General features: G+C 73.0%; 9 protein-coding genes. 6 read left to right on the top strand and 3 right to left on the bottom strand.

Features of this window, described 5'->3' with window-relative positions; translation table 11 throughout:
- Nucleotides 1-24: 24 nt before the first annotated feature.
- Nucleotides 25-1,218, bottom strand: a complete 1,194-nt coding sequence (locus tag ACIRR9_RS12350) for a globin domain-containing protein (RefSeq protein ID WP_403750390.1) — start codon at nucleotides 1,216-1,218, stop codon at nucleotides 25-27.
- Nucleotides 1,219-1,473: 255 nt separating this feature from the next.
- Between ACIRR9_RS12350 and ACIRR9_RS12345 the strand changes: the two genes are divergently transcribed.
- The 6 genes from ACIRR9_RS12345 to ACIRR9_RS12320 all read left to right on the top strand — a co-directional run bounded on the left by ACIRR9_RS12345 (nucleotide 1,474) and on the right by ACIRR9_RS12320 (nucleotide 11,141).
- Nucleotides 1,474-5,175 carry a nitrate reductase subunit alpha gene (locus tag ACIRR9_RS12345; RefSeq protein ID WP_403750387.1) on the top strand — a complete coding sequence of 1,234 codons (3,702 nt, stop codon included), beginning with the start codon at nucleotides 1,474-1,476 and terminating at the stop codon, nucleotides 5,173-5,175.
- Nucleotide 5,176: 1 nt separating this feature from the next.
- Complete coding sequence (gene narH, locus ACIRR9_RS12340; RefSeq protein WP_403750385.1) at nucleotides 5,177-6,721, top strand: nitrate reductase subunit beta; 1,545 nt, start codon at nucleotides 5,177-5,179, stop codon at nucleotides 6,719-6,721.
- On the top strand, nucleotides 6,718-7,494 hold the full coding sequence (narJ, locus tag ACIRR9_RS12335; RefSeq protein WP_403750382.1) for a nitrate reductase molybdenum cofactor assembly chaperone: 777 nt from the start codon (nucleotides 6,718-6,720) through the stop codon (nucleotides 7,492-7,494). The genes narH and narJ overlap by 4 nt, the downstream gene beginning before the upstream one ends.
- Nucleotides 7,491-8,252 carry a respiratory nitrate reductase subunit gamma gene (narI, locus tag ACIRR9_RS12330; RefSeq protein ID WP_403750379.1) on the top strand — a complete coding sequence of 254 codons (762 nt, stop codon included), beginning with the start codon at nucleotides 7,491-7,493 and terminating at the stop codon, nucleotides 8,250-8,252. The genes narJ and narI overlap by 4 nt, the downstream gene beginning before the upstream one ends.
- A 63-nt stretch (nucleotides 8,253-8,315) precedes the next feature.
- On the top strand, nucleotides 8,316-10,202 hold the full coding sequence (locus ACIRR9_RS12325; protein WP_403750376.1) for a hypothetical protein: 1,887 nt from the start codon (nucleotides 8,316-8,318) through the stop codon (nucleotides 10,200-10,202).
- 147 nt (nucleotides 10,203-10,349) lie between these two features.
- Nucleotides 10,350-11,141, top strand: coding sequence for a hypothetical protein (locus ACIRR9_RS12320; protein WP_403750374.1), 792 nt, complete (start codon nucleotides 10,350-10,352; stop codon nucleotides 11,139-11,141).
- Between the two features lie 233 nt (nucleotides 11,142-11,374).
- Here the strand turns inward: ACIRR9_RS12320 and ACIRR9_RS12315 are convergent, their stop codons facing one another.
- Entirely contained in the window at nucleotides 11,375-13,000 is a 1,626-nt protein-coding gene (locus tag ACIRR9_RS12315) for a protease pro-enzyme activation domain-containing protein (protein WP_403750372.1), read from the bottom strand.
- A gap of 140 nt (nucleotides 13,001-13,140) precedes the next feature.
- Nucleotides 13,141-16,014, bottom strand: coding sequence for an AAA family ATPase (locus ACIRR9_RS12310; protein ID WP_403750370.1), 2,874 nt, complete (start codon nucleotides 16,012-16,014; stop codon nucleotides 13,141-13,143).
- Nucleotides 16,015-16,203 lie beyond the last annotated feature (189 nt).

Here is a 16,203-nt window from a genome sequence, read left to right as displayed (position 1 = left end):
AGTTCGCGGTGTCGGCAGGGGGTGTCAGACCGCGTCCGGCAGCCACAGGTCGGGGCCGAACACCTCGTAGTGGATCCGGCTCGGCCGCACGCCCAGGCCCAGCAGTTGGGTGCGGACCGCGCGCATGAACGGGACCGGGCCGCACAGGTAGACGGTGGCGTCGGCGGGTACGGCCACGCCGTCGAGGTCCATCAGGCCGGTGCGGGCGCCGGGTTCGGCGGTACCGGGGCGCTCGTACCAGAACACGGTGTCCGCGTGCGGGAGTCGGGCCGTCAGTTCGCGGGTCTCGGCGCGCAGCGCGTGGTCGTCGGGGGAGGCGTCCGCGTGCAGGACGAGGACGGGGCGGATGGCGCCGGTCGCGGCGAGCCGGGCGAGCATGCCGACCATGGGGGTGCAGCCGATGCCCGCGGAGACGAGGACCAGGGGAGTGCCGGCCTCGTCGAGGACGACGTCGCCGAAGGGCGCGGACAGGGTGAGCTGGTGTCCGGGGCGCACCTTGCGGTGGAGCAGGTTCGACACCTCGCCCTCCGGGGTGCCGGCGACCCGCTTGACGGTGATGCGGCGCAGGTCGCCGCCGGGGTCCGAGGACAGGCTGTACTGGCGCAGCTGGTGCACACCGTCGGGCATCCGCATCCGGATGCTGACGTACTGTCCCGCTCTCGCCGCCGGGGCCGGACGGCCGTCGGCGGGGCGGAGCAGGAAGGAGACCACGTCCGCGGTCTCCTCGCGGCGTTCGACCACGGTCCACGGCCGCCAGATCTCGCCGGGCGCCACCCCGGCCTCCTGGTAGATGCGGGCCTCCTGGGCGATGAGCGCACCGGCCATCAGCCAGTAGACCTCGTCCCAGGCGGCGGCCACCTGCGGGGTGACCGCGTCGCCGAGGACCTCGGCTATCGCACCGAACAGGTACTTGTGGACGATCGTGTACTGGTCCTCGGTGACCCCGACCGCGGTGTGCTTGTGTGCGATCCGCGCCAGCAGCGCGTCCGGCCGGGCGTCCGGGTCGGCGAGCAGGGCGGTGGCGAAACCGGCGATCGACCCGGCGAGGGCCTGCCGCTGGGCGCCGCTGGCCTGGTTGCCGCGGTTGAACAGTCCGTCCAGCAGCTCGGGCCGGTCGTGGAACATCGTGGCGTAGAACCGGGTGGTGATCTCGTCGAGGGCGCCGGCCACGGCGGGCAGTGTGGCCTTGACGACGGCGGCGGAGTCGGCGGACAGCATGACGGCCTCCCAGGAGGAGTGGTACGGGGTGCGGGAAGTGAGGGCCGCTCGGCGCCTGGCGGCCCGTCCTGTATAGCAAGCCAAATTCCGGCATTTGCGGGCACTTCGGGCAGCCGGTGGTGGTGAGGGACCTTCGGCACCGAGGTCGGGGACCTAGGTCCCGGCGCCCCGCTCCGGACCGGGACCGACCGGGCCGCGGCCAGGGCCGTTCGGCCCACGGCGGGGGACACGACGCCGCGCCTAGCGTTCCCGGTCATGGAGAACGAGCAGAGCGCACGTCAGGGGCGGCCGCGCGCCGCCGAGGGCTGGCCACTGGCCGCGCGCCGGCTGCTGACGCGCCGTGAGGTGTCGGCCGACGGGCGTGCGGTGTTCGGCACCGGCGACCCTCGCTGGGAGGGCTTCTACCGGGACCGCTGGGCGCACGACAAGGTGGTGCGCTCCACACACGGGGTCAACTGCACCGGATCCTGCTCCTGGATGGTGTACGTCAAGGACGGCATCATCACCTGGGAGCACCAGGCCACCGACTACCCGTCGATCGGCGCCGACTGCCCCGAGTACGAGCCGCGCGGCTGCCCCCGCGGGGCGTCCTTCTCCTGGTACACCTACTCGCCCAGCCGGGTCCGCTACCCCTATGTGCGGGGCGAGTTGCTGAAGCTGTGGCGCGAGGCGCGCCGGCGGCTCGGCGACCCGGTCGCCGCCTGGGCGGAGATCACCGGCGACCCCGCGAAGGCCCGTGCCTACAAGCGGGCCCGGGGCAAGGGCGGCCTGGTGCGCGCCGACTGGGACGAGGTGTCCGAGCTGGTCGCCGCCGCCCATGTGCACACCATCAAGGAGTACGGCCCCGACCGCGTCGCCGGCTTCTCGCCGATCCCGGCGATGTCGATGGCGTCCTTCGCCTCCGGCGCCCGCTTCCTGTCGCTGATCGGCGGCACCCTGCTCTCCTTCTACGACTGGTACGCCGACCTTCCCGTCGCCTCCCCGCAGGTCTTCGGCGACCAGACCGACGTCCCCGAGGCCGCCGACTGGTGGAACGCCGGCTACCTGGTCATGTGGGGCTCCAACATCCCCGTCACCCGCACCCCCGACGCCCACTTCCTGACCGAGACCCGCTACAACGGCACCAAGGTCGTCGCCGTCAGCCCCGACTACGCCGACAACGTCAAGCACGCCGACGAATGGCTCGCCCCGCACCCGGGCACCGATGGCGCGCTGGCCATGGCCATGGGCCACGTGATCCTGCGCGAGTTCCTGGTTGACCGCGAAGTGCCCTATTTCCGGGACTACTTGAAGACGTACACGGACGCCCCGTTCCTGGTGGCCCTGCGCGAGCACGGCGACCACGGCCTGGTCCCCGACGGCTTCCTCACCGCCGCCGACCTGGGCCGGGACGGCGAGGAGCATGCCGCCTTCAAGACCGTCCTCCTCGACCGGGCCACCGGTGAACCGGTGGTCCCCGGCGGCTCGCTCGGTTTCCGGTGGGGAGAGGCCGGGCGGGGCCGCTGGAACCTCGAACTCGGTGACATCGAGCCCGAGTTGAGCCTCCTCGACCGGGCCGAGGACACCGTGGAGATCGCCCTGCCCAGGTTCGACGAGGGCGCCACCAAGGGCGGTACGACCATGGTCAGAGGCGTCCCGGTGCGCAGGATCGGCGGCCGTCTGGTCACCACCGTCTTCGACCTGATGCTCGCCCAGTACGGCGTCCACCGCCCCGGCCTGCCGGGCAGCTGGCCCGACTCCTACGAGGACGCCTCCCAGCCCTGCACCCCGGCCTGGCAGGAGACCATCACCTCGGTCCCGGCCGAGCAGGCGGCCCGCATCGCCCGCGAGTTCGCCCGCAACGCCGAGCGCACCCAGGGCCGTTCGATGATCGCCCTCGGCGCCGGCACCAACCACTGGTTCCACTCGGACACCATGTACCGCGCGTTCCTGGCCCTGGTGACCATGACCGGCTGCCAGGGCGTGAACGGCGGCGGCTGGGCGCACTACGTCGGCCAGGAGAAGATCCGCCCGCTCACCGGCCTGCAGCACCTGGCGTTCGCCTTCGACTGGCAGCGGCCCACCCGGCACATGGCCGGTACCTCGTACTGGTACCTGAACACCGACCAGTGGCGCTACGAGGCCTTCGGACCCGACGAACTGGCGTCCCCGCTGGGCGAGGGCCGGTTCACGGGCAAGGCGACCGCCGACTGTCTCGCCCAGGCGGTCCGCCTCGGCTGGACGCCCGGCCACCCCGGCTTCAACCGCAACCCGCTCGACCTGACCGACGAGGCGGTGGCCGCGGGCCGCCCGGTCGCCGAGCACATCGTGGACGAACTGAAGTCAGGGCGGCTGAAGTTCGCCGCCGAGGACCCCGACGACCCGGCGAACTTCCCCCGGGTGCTGACCGTCTGGCGGGCGAACCTGCTCGGCTCCTCCGGCAAGGGCAACGAGTACTTCCTGCGCCACCTGCTCGGCACCGACAGCGCGGTGCGCAGCCAGGAGACACCTCCCGAGGGCCGCCCCAAGGACGTGGTGTGGCGGGAGGAGGCCCCCGAGGGCAAGCTCGACCTGCTGGTCGCCATGGACTTCCGGATGACCTCCACCGGCCTGCTCGCCGACGTCGTGCTGCCCGCCGCCACCTGGTACGAGAAGGACGACCTGTCCAGCACCGACATGCACCCCTTCGTGCACGCCTTCACCCCGGCCATCCCGCCGCCCTGGCAGGCCCGCACCGACTACGACACCTTCCTCACCGTCGCCGACCGGTTCAGCGAACTCGCCGCCGAGCACCTGGGCACCCGCACCGACGTCCTCGCCGTGCCGCTGCTGCACGACACCCCCGACGAACTCGCCCAGCCCGGCGGGGTCGTGAGGGACTGGAAGGCGGGGGAGTGCGAACCGGTCCCCGGGCACACCATGCCGAAGCTCGTCACCATCGAGCGGGACTACGCGGCCGTGGCCGAGAAGATCCGCGCGGTCGGCCCGCTCCTGGACCGGCTCGGCACCACCACCAAGGGCGTCACCGTCCAGGTCGGCCCCGAGATCGACGACCTCCGCCGGCGCTGCGGCACGGTCCGCGAGGGCATCGCCGCCGGACGGCCCTCGCTGGCCACCGCCACCCATATGTGCGAGGCGATCCTGGCTCTCTCCGGAACCACCAACGGCCGCCTGGCCACCGAGGGTTTCCGGGAGCTGGAGGGGCGCACCGGCACCGAACTCGCCTCGCTCTCCACCGAACGCGAGGCCGACCGCATCACCTTCGCCGACACCCGCACCCAGCCGCGCGCGGTGCTGACGTCGTACGAGTGGTCGGGCTCGGAGACCGGCGGCCGCCGCTACTCCCCGTTCGTCATCAACGTCGAGCACAAGAAGCCCTGGCACACCCTCACCGGCCGCCAGCACTTCTTCGTCCAGCACGACTGGATCGCCGAGCTCGGCGAGCAACTCCCCGTCTACCGGCCGCCGTTGAACGCCCCCCGGCACTACGGCGACGAGCGGCTGCACGAGGACGGCCGGGCCGAGGTCACCGTCCGCTATCTCACCCCGCACTCCAAGTGGTCCATCCACTCCGAGTACCAGGACAACGCCTACATGCTCGCCCTCTCCCGCGGCGGCCCGGTGATCTGGATGTCCACCGCCGACGCGGAGAAGATCGGCGTGAAGGACAACGAGTGGATCGAGGCGTACAACCGCAACGGCGTCGTCGCCGCCCGCGCCGTGGTCACCCACCGGATGCCCGAGGGCACGGTGTACATGTACCACGCCAAGGACCGCACCGTGAACGTCCCGAAGACCGAGGTCAGCGGCAGGCGCGGCGGCATCCACAACTCCCTGACCCGGCTGCTGGTCAAGCCCACCCATCTCGCGGGCGGCTATGCCCAGTTCACCTACGCCTTCAACTACTACGGCCCGACCGGCAACCAACGCGACGAGGTCACCGTCATCCGCCGCCGCAGCCAGGAAGTGGAGTACTGAGATGCCCCGTGGCGAAGCCACTATCGGACGGGTCATGGCACAGGTGGCGATGGTGATGAACCTCGACAAGTGCATCGGCTGCCACACCTGCTCGGTCACCTGCAAACAGACCTGGACCAACCGCACCGGCGTCGAGTACGCCTGGTTCAACAACGTCGAGACCAAGCCCGGCGTCGGCTACCCGCGCCGCTACGAGGACCAGGAGCACTGGAAGGGCGGCTGGACGCTCGACAAGCGGGGCCGCCTGGTCCTGCGCTCGGGCGGCCGCGTGAAGCGCCTGCTCTCCCTCTTCTCCAACCCCGACCTGCCGGCCATCGAGGACTACTACGAGCCGGTCACCTACGACTACGACAACCTGGTCAGCGCCCCGGCCGGACCGGACCTCCCGGTCGCCCGGCCCCGCTCGGTCCTCACCGGGCAGCCCACCACCATCACCTGGGGCGCCAACTGGGAGGACGGTCTCGGCGGCGCCCCCGAGCACGCGGGCGGCGACCCCAACCTCACCGGCGCATGGGCCGAGAAGGTGAGGTTCGAGTTCGAGCAGACCTTCCTCTTCCACCTGCCCCGCCTGTGCGAGCACTGCCTCAACCCGGCCTGTGTGTCGGCGTGTCCGTCGGGCGCCCTGTACAAGCGGGTCGAGGACGGCATCGTCCTGGTCGACCAGGACCGCTGCCGGGGCTGGCGGATGTGCGTGACGGCTTGCCCGTACAAGAAGGTGTACGTCAACCACGCCACCGGCAAGGCCGAGAAGTGCACCTTCTGCTTCCCGCGCATCGAGGCCGGCCAGCCCACCGTCTGCTCCGAGACCTGCGTCGGGCGCCTGCGCTACCTCGGACTCCTGCTGTACGACGCCGACCGTGTCGGCGAGGCCGCGGCCACCCCCGACGAGCAGGACCTGCTGGAAGCCCAGCGGGGCGTCTTCCTCGACCCGCACGACCCCGAGGTCCGCGCCGCCGCACGGGAGTCCGGGATCCCGGAGGACTGGCTGGACGCCGCCCGCCGCTCCCCGGTGTACGACCTGGTCATGCGGTACAAGGTGGCCCTGCCGCTGCACCCGGAGTACCGCACCCTGCCCATGGTCTGGTACGTCCCGCCGCTCTCCCCGGTCCTCGACGCCGTCGACGCGGCGGGCGGCAACCAGGACGACCCCGACCACGTCTTCGCTGCCGTCACCCGGCTGCGCATCCCGCTGGAGTACCTGGCCCAGCTGTTCACCGCGGGGGACCCGGACGTCGTCGCCGGGGTGCTGATGAAACTCACCGCCCTGCGCTCCTACATGCGCGCCCGCACCCTCGGCGAGCCCGGCGACGAGGCCGCCCTGGAGGCGGTGGGCCTCGCCCCGCGCGACGCGCAGGACCTGCACCGGCTGCTCGCCGTCGCCAAGTACGCCGACCGGTACGTCGTCCCGGCCGCGCACAAGGAGGACGCGGCCGCGCTCTCGGCGATCGAGAGCCGCTGCCCGGTGGACTCCGCCGAACCGTCCGAACGCCGGGTCCTGCTCGGCATGCCCACCCTGCGCCGCGCATCCGACGGAGGCCGAGCATGAGCCCTCTTCCCGCCACCATCCCGGCGATCGTCCGCACCCGGGTCCGGGCCGCCACCCGGCGCCGTACCCCCGCCCCCGAGGAAGCCGAGCGCCGTGCGCTGCTGCTGCGCCTGCTCTCCCTGCTCCTGCAGTACCCGGACGCCGAACTGACCGACGGCAGACCGCTGTTGGCACAGGCGGTCGGCGCGCTGCCGAAGTCCCCGGCCACCGACGGACTGGGCGCCTTCATCGAGTGGTTCACGGCCGAGGAACCCGACGCGCTCGCACGCCACTACGTCGAGATGTTCGACCTGCGCCGCAAGAGCAGCCTCTACCTCACCTACTACCTGCACGGCGACACCCGCCGCCGGGGCATGGCCCTGCTCACCCTCAACCAGAGCTACAAAGCCTCGGGTTGGGACGTCGACGGCGGTGAACTCCCCGACCACCTGCCGACCGTCCTGGAGTTCGCCGCCCTCGCGGGTCCCGGCGTGGGCGAGGCACCACTGCGCCGCCACCGGCGCGGGCTGGTCCTCATCCACCACGCCCTCACCGACGCCGGCTCCCCCTACCGGCACGTCCTCGCCGCGCTGCTCACCCTGCTGCCCCCGCCCACCGAGGCGGACCGCGCGGCGGTGGTCCGGCTGGTCGCCGAGGGCCCGCCGAACGAGGACGTCGGCCTGGACCCGTACGGCGTCCACCCCGCCTACGGGAACGGCGAGTTCGCCCCGCCGGACGCCTTCGTACCGCCGCAGTCACCCGCTCCGCACGCCCGCACGGAGGGCCCGCGATGAACGATCTGCTCCTATGGGTCGCCTTCCCCTACAGCTGTCTCGCCGTGTTCGTGGTCGGGCACGTCTGGCGCTATCGGCACGACCAGTTCGGCTGGACCACCCACACCAGCCAGCTCCTCGAACACCGCTGGCTGCGCTGGGGCAGCCCGCTGTTCCACCTGGGCGCCTTCATGGTGATCGCCGGCCATGTCGTCGGCCTGGCCGTGCCCGCCTCGTGGACCGAGGCCGCCGGGATCAGCGAGCACGCCTACCACGCGACCGCCGTGTGGGCGGGGTCGGTGGCGGGCGTCACCATGGTCACGGGGCTCGGCATGCTGTGCGCCCGCCGACTGCTGGCCCGCCGGATCCGCCTCACCACCGACCGCAGCGACAAGGTCCTCTTCCCGCTGCTGTCCGCCACCGTCCTGCTCGGCATCAGCGCCACCGCGGCACACAACGTGTTCGGCGGCGGCTACGACTACCGCGCGACCGTCTCCGTCTGGTTCCGTGGCGTCTTCACCTTCCGGCCGCAGCCCGAGGCGATCAGCGGCGCCCCGCTGCTGTTCCAGCTGCACGCCCTCACCGCCTGCCTCCTCTTCGCCGCCTGGCCGTTCACCCGGCTCGTCCATGTGTGGAGCGTCCCGGTCGGCTACCTGGTCCGCCCCTACCTGGTCTACCGACGCCGCCCCACGACACCGGCACCGACACCGGCACCGGCCGTCGCGGCCGGCCCGCCCGCCCCACTCCCCCTCAAAGGTCACAGAGGTTCCCACGCGTGATCTCCCCGCCGACCGGGTAGCAACGCCGTGCTTCGCCGCCGCGTTCATGAGGGGGACCACAGGGTGTCGGACGACGGCCCGCCGCACGACTGGGATGCCCACGAGCGGCGGTTGTGGGAGGCGTACCGGCGCGGCGAGTGGTGCGAGGACGCCCCGGTGATCCGTGCCGAGGCGCTGAGATGGCTGCTCCTCGCCGCGCCCCGACCGGTGCCGGGAAGCCTGGCCCGGCTCCGGCTCCGCGGCGCCCGTGTCACCGGCACGCTGGATCTGGCCGAGGCGGTTGTCCAGGGCGCGATACGGCTGGAGTCCTGCCGCTTCGACGAGGCGCCCTGCTTCGACGGCGGCCAGTTCGGTGTGCTGCAACTGAAGGACTGCGCCCTGCCGGGGCTGAGCGCGGCGGGCGCGCGGGTGGGCCAGGGGTGCGAGATCGTGGGGTGCGCGCTCGACGGCACCCTGAACCTCCGGTCGCTGAGCGTCGGTACCCATCTGCTGCTCGACGGCTCGACGGTGACCGCGCACGACGGCGGCGCGGCCGTCGACGCGGAGTCGCTCGCGGTCGAGGAACACCTCTCGGCGGCCGACCTGGTCTGCACCGGGCCGGTCCACCTCAACAGCTCCCGGATACAGGACACCCTCGGCTTCCGCGGTGCCAGGATCCAGGGCGACCGGGCCTACCTCCAGGCTCCCGAACTGACCGTGGGCGGCGGTCTGTATCTCGACCGGGGATTCACCAGCGACGGCGGGATCAACCTCTACGGAGCCTCGATCGGCGGCTCGCTGCACCTGGAGAACAGCACCCTCACCGGCACCGGCGAGCGACGCGGCGAACCCGCCCTGCAGTTGATGTGCGCCTCGGTCGGAGGCGACATACAGGCCGGCACAGGGCTTGTCGTGCGGGGGTGCCTCGATCTCAGGGACACCACGGTGCGCGGCACCGTCGTGCTGAAGCGGGCCAGGCTGCACCATCCGGCCGGCACCGCGCTCAACGCCAAACGCCTGCACGTCGGCGGTGACCTCAACTGCCGCAGCGGTTTCGTCGCCGGGGGCACGGTGAACCTCTGCGATGCCCGGGTCGGCGGATCGGTCCTTTTCGAGGGCGCGGAGCTGAGCGGCTTCGCCGGGGCCGCCGCCCTGCGGGCGAACGGTATAGAGGTGGGGGCGGAGTTCAACTGCTGCGACGGTCTGACGGCGCATGGCCGGATCTCGCTGAGCAGCGTCACCGTACGGGCCAAGCTCTGTTTCCAAGGCGCCGCGCTGGACGTCCCGGCGGGGGAGCGCGCACTGGTGTGCCGGCGGTCCGCCGCCGCCGAGCTGATGCTGAAGCCCCGTGAGGCACCGCTCGGCATCGTCGACCTGAGCCACACGCGGATCGGCGTGCTGCGGGACGACCCGGCGGGCTGGCCCCGCTCGCTGGTCCTGGAGGGTTTCGCCTACGACAGCACCCAGCCCGCGCTGCCCGGCCAGGAGCGGCTGACCTGGCTGGACCGTGACCCGTCAGGCTTCGCACCACAGCCCTACGAGCAACTGGCCGCCAACTACCAGCGCCACGGACGGGACTCCGACGCACGCGTCGTCCTGCTGGCCAAACAGCGCCGGATGCGCACCACTCTGCCCTGGCCGGCCCGGATCTGGAGCCTCCTGCAGGACCTCACCGTCGGCTACGGGTACCGGCCGCTGCGCGCGGTGCTGCTGCTCGCCCTCTTCTTCACCGTCGGCACCGCGCTGTTCGCGACCTGGCCGCCCACGCCCGACGGAGAAGGTGTGCCACCGGACTTCCAGCCGGCCGTGTACACCCTCGATCTGCTGCTTCCGGTGGTCGACTTCGGGCAGGACCGCGCGTTCAGCGCACACGGCGCCATGCAGTGGGTGGTGGTCGTCCTGGTCAGCGCGGGGTGGATCCTCGCGACCACGGCCGCGGCGGGAGTCAACCGGGTCCTGCGCAGATCCTGACGGAGATCTCCGAACCCGGGCGGGACTGCGGGGCAACCACGACCGGTCGCCACGGGTCTAGCCGGTGTGACACATCATCAGCTTCGCCGTGGGGAGACGGCGGGCCCGACGATCCCGAAGATCCCGAAGATCCCGAAGGGGGACCCCATGCGCACCCGCCCGGCCGTAGCGGCCGTATCCCTTGCCCTCGCCCTTGCCGCGTCGGTGGTTCCGGCGGCCGCTCAGGCGGCCGACCGGACCGCTTCCGAAGACGCGACGTTCACGAACGTCGTCGTCAACGGCGGCAAGGACATCGTGCTCGGCCTGACCACCAGGAAGACCGTCACCATCACGTGGACGGCGACGGACCCGGACGGGGTCGCCGCGTCCTGGGCCTACCTGTGGCACGGCCCCAACACCGACGACGCCGACGGCGTACTGCCGCACTACCCGCCGACGGGCACCTGCACCGTGTCGTCGGCGGACCCCACCACCGCCACTTGCAGGACGAGCTTCGGGGTGGATGCCGCGCGGGACCTCGACCACAACGGCGTGGCCGGCACCTGGAACGTGCTCGCCGGGGCGCAGGACACCACCGACGACTCGACGGAGATCGATGCCGCGGGCACGGCGAAGATCAAGCGGTACGCCGTGGTGACGGTCAACGCCTCGCCCGAGCCGGTGAAGAAGGGCAGGACCGTCACGGTCACCGGCAGACTGACCCGCGCCGACTGGGGGAGCGGCAGCTACACCGGCTACCGGGGCCAGTCCGTGAAGCTGCAGTTCCGCAGGAAGGGCAGCAGCACCTACACCACCCTCAGGACCGTCACGACCGGCAGCGGCGGCGCCCTGAGGACGACCACCAGGGCCACGGCGGACGGCTACTTCCGCTACGTCTTCACCGGCACGGCCACCACCGGCCCGGCCACGGCAGCCGGGGACTTCGTCGACGTCAGGTGACGGTGTCCCGAAGCACGGCACGCTGCTGACGCCGTTGAGTTCCGGGCGCGGGCGCGGGCGCGTCGTGGTTGCTCGCGCAGTTCCCCGCGCCTCCGAAAGGGGCGCGGGGAACTGCGCGACCAGCCCCCACCGGGCCGCACCCGGAGGATTGCCGTCTCGGGGCCCGCACGCGTGACCGGGCCGGCGCGGACCGGGAGTCGTCCCGGTCCGCGCCGGCCTTTGTGGCCGTGCGGTCAGCCGAGGAGCTTCGTCGCCAGGGTGGCGGCGTTGTACGAGCCCCAGCCGGTGGTGAAGTCCCAGCCGGTGGCCGCGGAGTAGGCGCCGTTGCTGCCGCTGGTGATGTCGTGGAAGCCGGTGCCGCTCGCCGAGTAGAGCGAGGGGTTGGCGAAGCCGAGGTTGGCCTTGCCGGCCGCCGCGGCCTGCTGGTTGTACAGGGCCGCGAACGCCGCCCACTCGGGGGCCGCGGCGCTGGTGCCGCCGACCGAGGACCACGAGCCCTGGGAGTAGATGGAGACGCCGGGGCTGGGGTTGGCGTGCGCCGAGACGTCCGGGACCTGCCGGTAGCCGCCGCCGGCGCTCTTCTGGACCGCGGTCTGCCAGCTCGGGATCTTGAAGACGGTGGACTTGCCGCCACCGCCGCCGGACCAGGCCACCTCCTTGCTCCACGCGTTGGCGGAGGTGACCGTCAGCTTGGTGCCGCCGACGCCCGTGACGTACGGGTCGCTGGCCGGGTAGTCGACGGAGGTGCCGCCGTCGCCCGCGTCGTCGGAGCCGTCGTCGCCGGAGGCCGCGTAGAAGCCGAGGCCCTCGGCGGCGCCCGCCTTGAAGACGGCGTCCACCGCGTTGATGTTGGACGTGGTGCGGGCGCTCTCCGCCGCACCCCAGCTGATCGAGGTGGTCGGGATGCCGCTGTCCACGATCGCCTGGTAGGTGTCGACCTCACCGGCGTCGGAGTTGGGACCCTCGAACACCGTGACGTTCGCCTTCGGGGCGATCGCGTGCAGGACCTCGATGTCCAGCTCGACCTCGACCTGGCCGTCACCGAGCGCGCCGGAGCCGCCGTCCACCTTGGACACGGTCGGGGTGGGCGAGCCGAGGCTGTAGTTGGTGTCGTACTTGGTGATGTTGGACTGCTGGTAGCCGTCGAACTCCAGCAGCGCGATCTTCTGGCCGCTGCCGGTGTACGTGCCGGAGACGTTGTAGCCGCCCTTGAGCTGGGCCGGGGTGTAGCCGCCGCCGGGGCCGTTGTGGGGGACGACGGTGTGCGGGGTCGCCTGGTGGTGCAGCTGGACACGGTTGTTGAGGCCCGCCACGTCGCTGACGATGGCGGCGAGGGAGGACGGCAGCGTCGGCGCGCTGTCGTTGGCGTAGAAGGAGCGGCCCGACTCGGCGTCCTTCCAGGTCGACAGCTGGGTGCCGAAGGCCTTCTGCAGCTGGGCGGCGGTGCCGCTGGCGTCGACCAGCAGGTTGCCCGAGTGCACCTTGCCGACGGTGACGCCCTGCGAACGCAGGTAGTCCTTGAGCTGCTTGACCTCGGCGTCGGTCCGGCCGAAGCGGGCCGCGAACTGCCCCTTCGTCAGGTAGTGGCCGTAGGAGGCCGAGTGCGGGTCGCTGACCTTGGCGATGAAGGTGTCGAGAGCCGAGCCGCCTCTGGGGGTCAGGCTGATCGCCACCGATATCCGCTTGCCGGAGGCCACTTCGCCGGTGCGGGACGCGTTGTGCTTCAGACCGGGCAGGACGTCTCCGGCGACGGCGGCGCGGGCCGTGTGCGGGGCGTCGGCCGCGTAGGCGGCGGGGACGACCGCCGCGACCAGGGCCGGCGCGGCGACCAGACCGAGCAGTTTCAGGCGTGACTTCACTGAAGTCCTCCGGAAAGTGGGGGGTGGGGAGTGTGTCCCGCAAGCGGAACGGGATCACCGTAGGAACTCCGGCCCCACCCCCGTAAGCGGGGGAACCCTTGCGTCATGTGTTAACTGCGGATGTCACTGTGGAGGGCACATCAACGGCGTGTGTCGAGGGGGCGGGGCAGACGGGCCCGGGACGGCTGACTCGACGTCACCACCTGGGCGACGGGCCCCGGTCGGTCGTCGTCGCCCGCGGTCACGGCCGCTCCGGACGCGATGACCGCGACCGCCATCGCATGGGCCAGCGCGGTGCGCGAGCGGACACCGAACTTGCGGTAGACCCGGGACAGGGCCCCTTCCACCGTCTTGACGCTGATGAACAGCTCGGCGGCGACCTCCCTGTTGGTCGCCCCGCCGCCGACGAGTTCGGCGATCCGGGCCTCCGTGGGCGTGAGTTCTGGCCCGCCCGCCTCGCCGCCGCGCTCCCCGGCGTCCAGCCGGGCCAGTTCCTCCCCGGCCCGGGCCGCGAGCGGAGCCGCGCCGATCCGGGTCGCCGTCTCCAGGGCCTCGGCGAGCGCCTCACGTGCCGCGTTCCGCCGGCGGGCCCGCCGCTCGACCGCGCCGAGTGCGATCAGGGTGCGTACCAGCTCCATGGGCAGCGGGAGCAGGCGCAGCCGGTCGACGGCGGTGCGCAGCCGTACCGCCCCCTCCTTCGCCCGGCCGAGCCCCGCCTCCCGCAGGCCCTCCGCCCGCTCCAGCGCCGCCAGTACGCTGCCGGGCGCGCCGTCCGGCACACGTGCCCGGGCGTCGCGGAGAACGTCTCCGGCCGCACCGGTCTCACCCAGCACGACCAGGGCCTCGGCGAGGTCGCCGTACCAGTGCAGCAGGGGCGGGTCGGCGGCGCACATGGCCTCGCCGAGCTCCTTGACGCGTTGCAGCGCCTCGACCGCGGCCGCCGCCCCGCGCGGATCGCCGCCGAGCAGCTCGGCCTGCCCGAGCACCGCGAGTGCGCGCAGCAGGAACAGCCGGTCGCCGTCGGCCTCCGAGGCGTGTACCGCCTGCGCGGCCAGCGTCCGGGCCTCGTCGGCGGTGCCGCCCGCGGTCGCGGCCAGTGCCCGGGCGTACAGCGCCGGAGCCGCCCGGTCCATCACCCGGGAGCAGCGGGCCGCGGTGTGCAGCGCCTCGCGGCAGTGCCCGGCCCGGACCTGGATACGGGTCAGCGCCACCTCGGTCGCCAGGACCTCCTCGGCCCCGGCCGACTCGCCGATCGCCGCGAGCAGCCGGACGACCTGGTCGCGGGCCTCGGTGACCCGGTCGGAGTCCAGGGCCAGGATCGCCCGCATCCGGACCAGCCGCCGGCTCTCGGGGCCGCCGCCGGCCCCGCCGGCCAGTGCGAGGGCCTCGGCCAGCGCGGTGTCGGCGGCGACCGGCTCCCCGGCCAGGGACCGCACCCGGGCAAGGGTGGCCAGCGCCCCGATCCCGGTGTCCGTGTCGCCCGCCGCGGCCGCCTGCCGTGCGGCCCGCCCGGCGTGTCCGGCCGCCGCCGCCAACTCCCCGCACAGCAGCCCCCGTACGGCTGCCCAGTGGTGCAGCTGTGCCTCGGCGCGAGGATCGCCGGCCGCGTCCCGGAGGCCTTCCGCGATCAGCTCCCCGGCACCCTCCAGGGCCTGCCCGGCGCCGCGCAGCAGGACCAGCCGGGCCCGCACCCGCTGCGCCGCGGAGCCCGACCGGGCGAGGACGTCCCCCGCGGCCTCGCCCGCCTCCTCGGGCCGTCCCGCGTCGCACGCGTATTCGGCGGCGGCCAGCAGCCGTTCGGCCCGCTCCGCCGGGAGCCCGGCGGGGGTGCGGCGGGCGGCGAGAACGGCCAGTTCGAAGGCGGCGCCGGGGAGTCCGGCACGGCGGGCGGAGCCGGCCGCGGCCATCACGGTGCGGGCGGTGGTCTCGTCCTCGTAGGGGTGGGCGAGCGCGAGATGGCGGGCCCGCTCCACGGGCTCGGCCGCCGCCCGGGCCAGCAGCGCGTGCGCCTGCCGCCGGCCGTGCTCGGGGGCGTCGGCGTGCACGGCGGCCCGCAGCACGGGGTGCCGGAAACGTACGGTCCCCTCCGCGTCGGCCGCCGCGATGCCGAGCCGTTCGGCCTCCGCGAGGTCCGCGGCGGGGTCGGGGAGCCCCGCGGCGCGCAGCAGGGTGAGGCTGGGGCGGGCGGCGACGCTCGCGACGAGAAGGGTGTGCCGGACCGTCTCCGGCAGCGAACGGGCCCCCGACAGGAGGAGGTTGCGCAGTCCCGGGGGCACGGGCGGAGCCGGGGGGAAACCGACGGGAGCCGACGCGTGCCGGGCGGCGGCCCGCCCCAACTCCCGTGCGTACAAGGGGTTTCCGGCGGCGGTGTCCTGGACCGCCCGCAGCAGTGCCGGGGGCAGGTCGCCGCCGAGGTCGGTGCGCAGGAGGTCCGCGGTCTCGTCGTCCGTCAGCGGCGGCACGGGCAGTTCGACGGTGCCCGGCGGGCAGCAGCGCAGCCGCTCGGGCTGTCCGCCGTCCGGCACTTGCTCGGCGGCGAGCATCCGTACCCCGTGGCCTTCGAGGCGCCGTACGGCGAAGGCGAGGACCTCGGCGGTCGGTTCGTCGAGCCACTGCAGGCCGTCGACGACCAGCAGGACGGGGCCGGTCGCGGCCAGCGTGCGCAGCGCGCCCAGGACGGCGACGCGCACGGCGAACAGGCCGCGGCCGTCGGCCGGCTCGCGCCCCTGCAACAGGGCCGCCCGCAGCGCCGACAGGGGTTCGGTCGGCAGGGCCGCGAGGCAGCTCTCCGGGACCGGCGCCAACAGGTCGGCGAGCGCCGCGAAGGGGAGCCGGGCGTCCTCCTCGGCGGGCGCGCAGCGCAGCACCGTGCCGGCCGGCGGGGCGTCGGCGGCCAGGGCCGTCAGGAGCGTGGACCTGCCGATGCCGGCGGGGCCGTGGAGGAGCAGTCCGGGACGCGCCGCCGCCTGGACCCGGGCGGCGTCGAGCAGCGCACGGCGCCCGGTCAGAAGCATGTGTTCATGACAACCCTCGGTGATCGGCTTGTCAATGACATCGGTCACCTCCCAGGGCCTCGTCCCCGGTGTGACATGGGTAAGGGCCGCGGTGTGACATAAAGGAACAGGCAATGACTTCTTCCTGAATCCCTCGTTACGGAACGCGGAAGGCCCTTCGGCCCTCCTTCTGTGCGTAGGCAATGTGCA

Source organism: Streptomyces sp. NPDC101234 (assembly GCF_044767525.1).
Taxonomy (GTDB): Bacteria; Actinomycetota; Actinomycetes; order Streptomycetales; family Streptomycetaceae; genus Streptomyces; species Streptomyces sasae.
This window is presented reverse-complemented; position numbering and strand designations above follow the sequence as displayed.

What these genes read in the sequence shown, in the direction of transcription:
- ACIRR9_RS12350 (WP_403750390.1), bottom strand. Translation starts at nt 1,218, where the DNA reads ATGCTGTCCGCCGACTCCGCCGCCGTCGTCAAGGCCACACTGCCCGCC.
- ACIRR9_RS12345 (WP_403750387.1), top strand. Translation starts at nt 1,474, where the DNA reads ATGGAGAACGAGCAGAGCGCACGTCAGGGGCGGCCGCGCGCCGCCGAG.
- narH (WP_403750385.1), top strand. Translation starts at nt 5,177, where the DNA reads ATGCCCCGTGGCGAAGCCACTATCGGACGGGTCATGGCACAGGTGGCG.
- narJ (WP_403750382.1), top strand. Translation starts at nt 6,718, where the DNA reads ATGAGCCCTCTTCCCGCCACCATCCCGGCGATCGTCCGCACCCGGGTC.
- narI (WP_403750379.1), top strand. Translation starts at nt 7,491, where the DNA reads ATGAACGATCTGCTCCTATGGGTCGCCTTCCCCTACAGCTGTCTCGCC.
- ACIRR9_RS12320 (WP_403750374.1), top strand. Translation starts at nt 10,350, where the DNA reads ATGCGCACCCGCCCGGCCGTAGCGGCCGTATCCCTTGCCCTCGCCCTT.
- ACIRR9_RS12310 (WP_403750370.1), bottom strand. Translation starts at nt 16,014, where the DNA reads ATGCTTCTGACCGGGCGCCGTGCGCTGCTCGACGCCGCCCGGGTCCAG.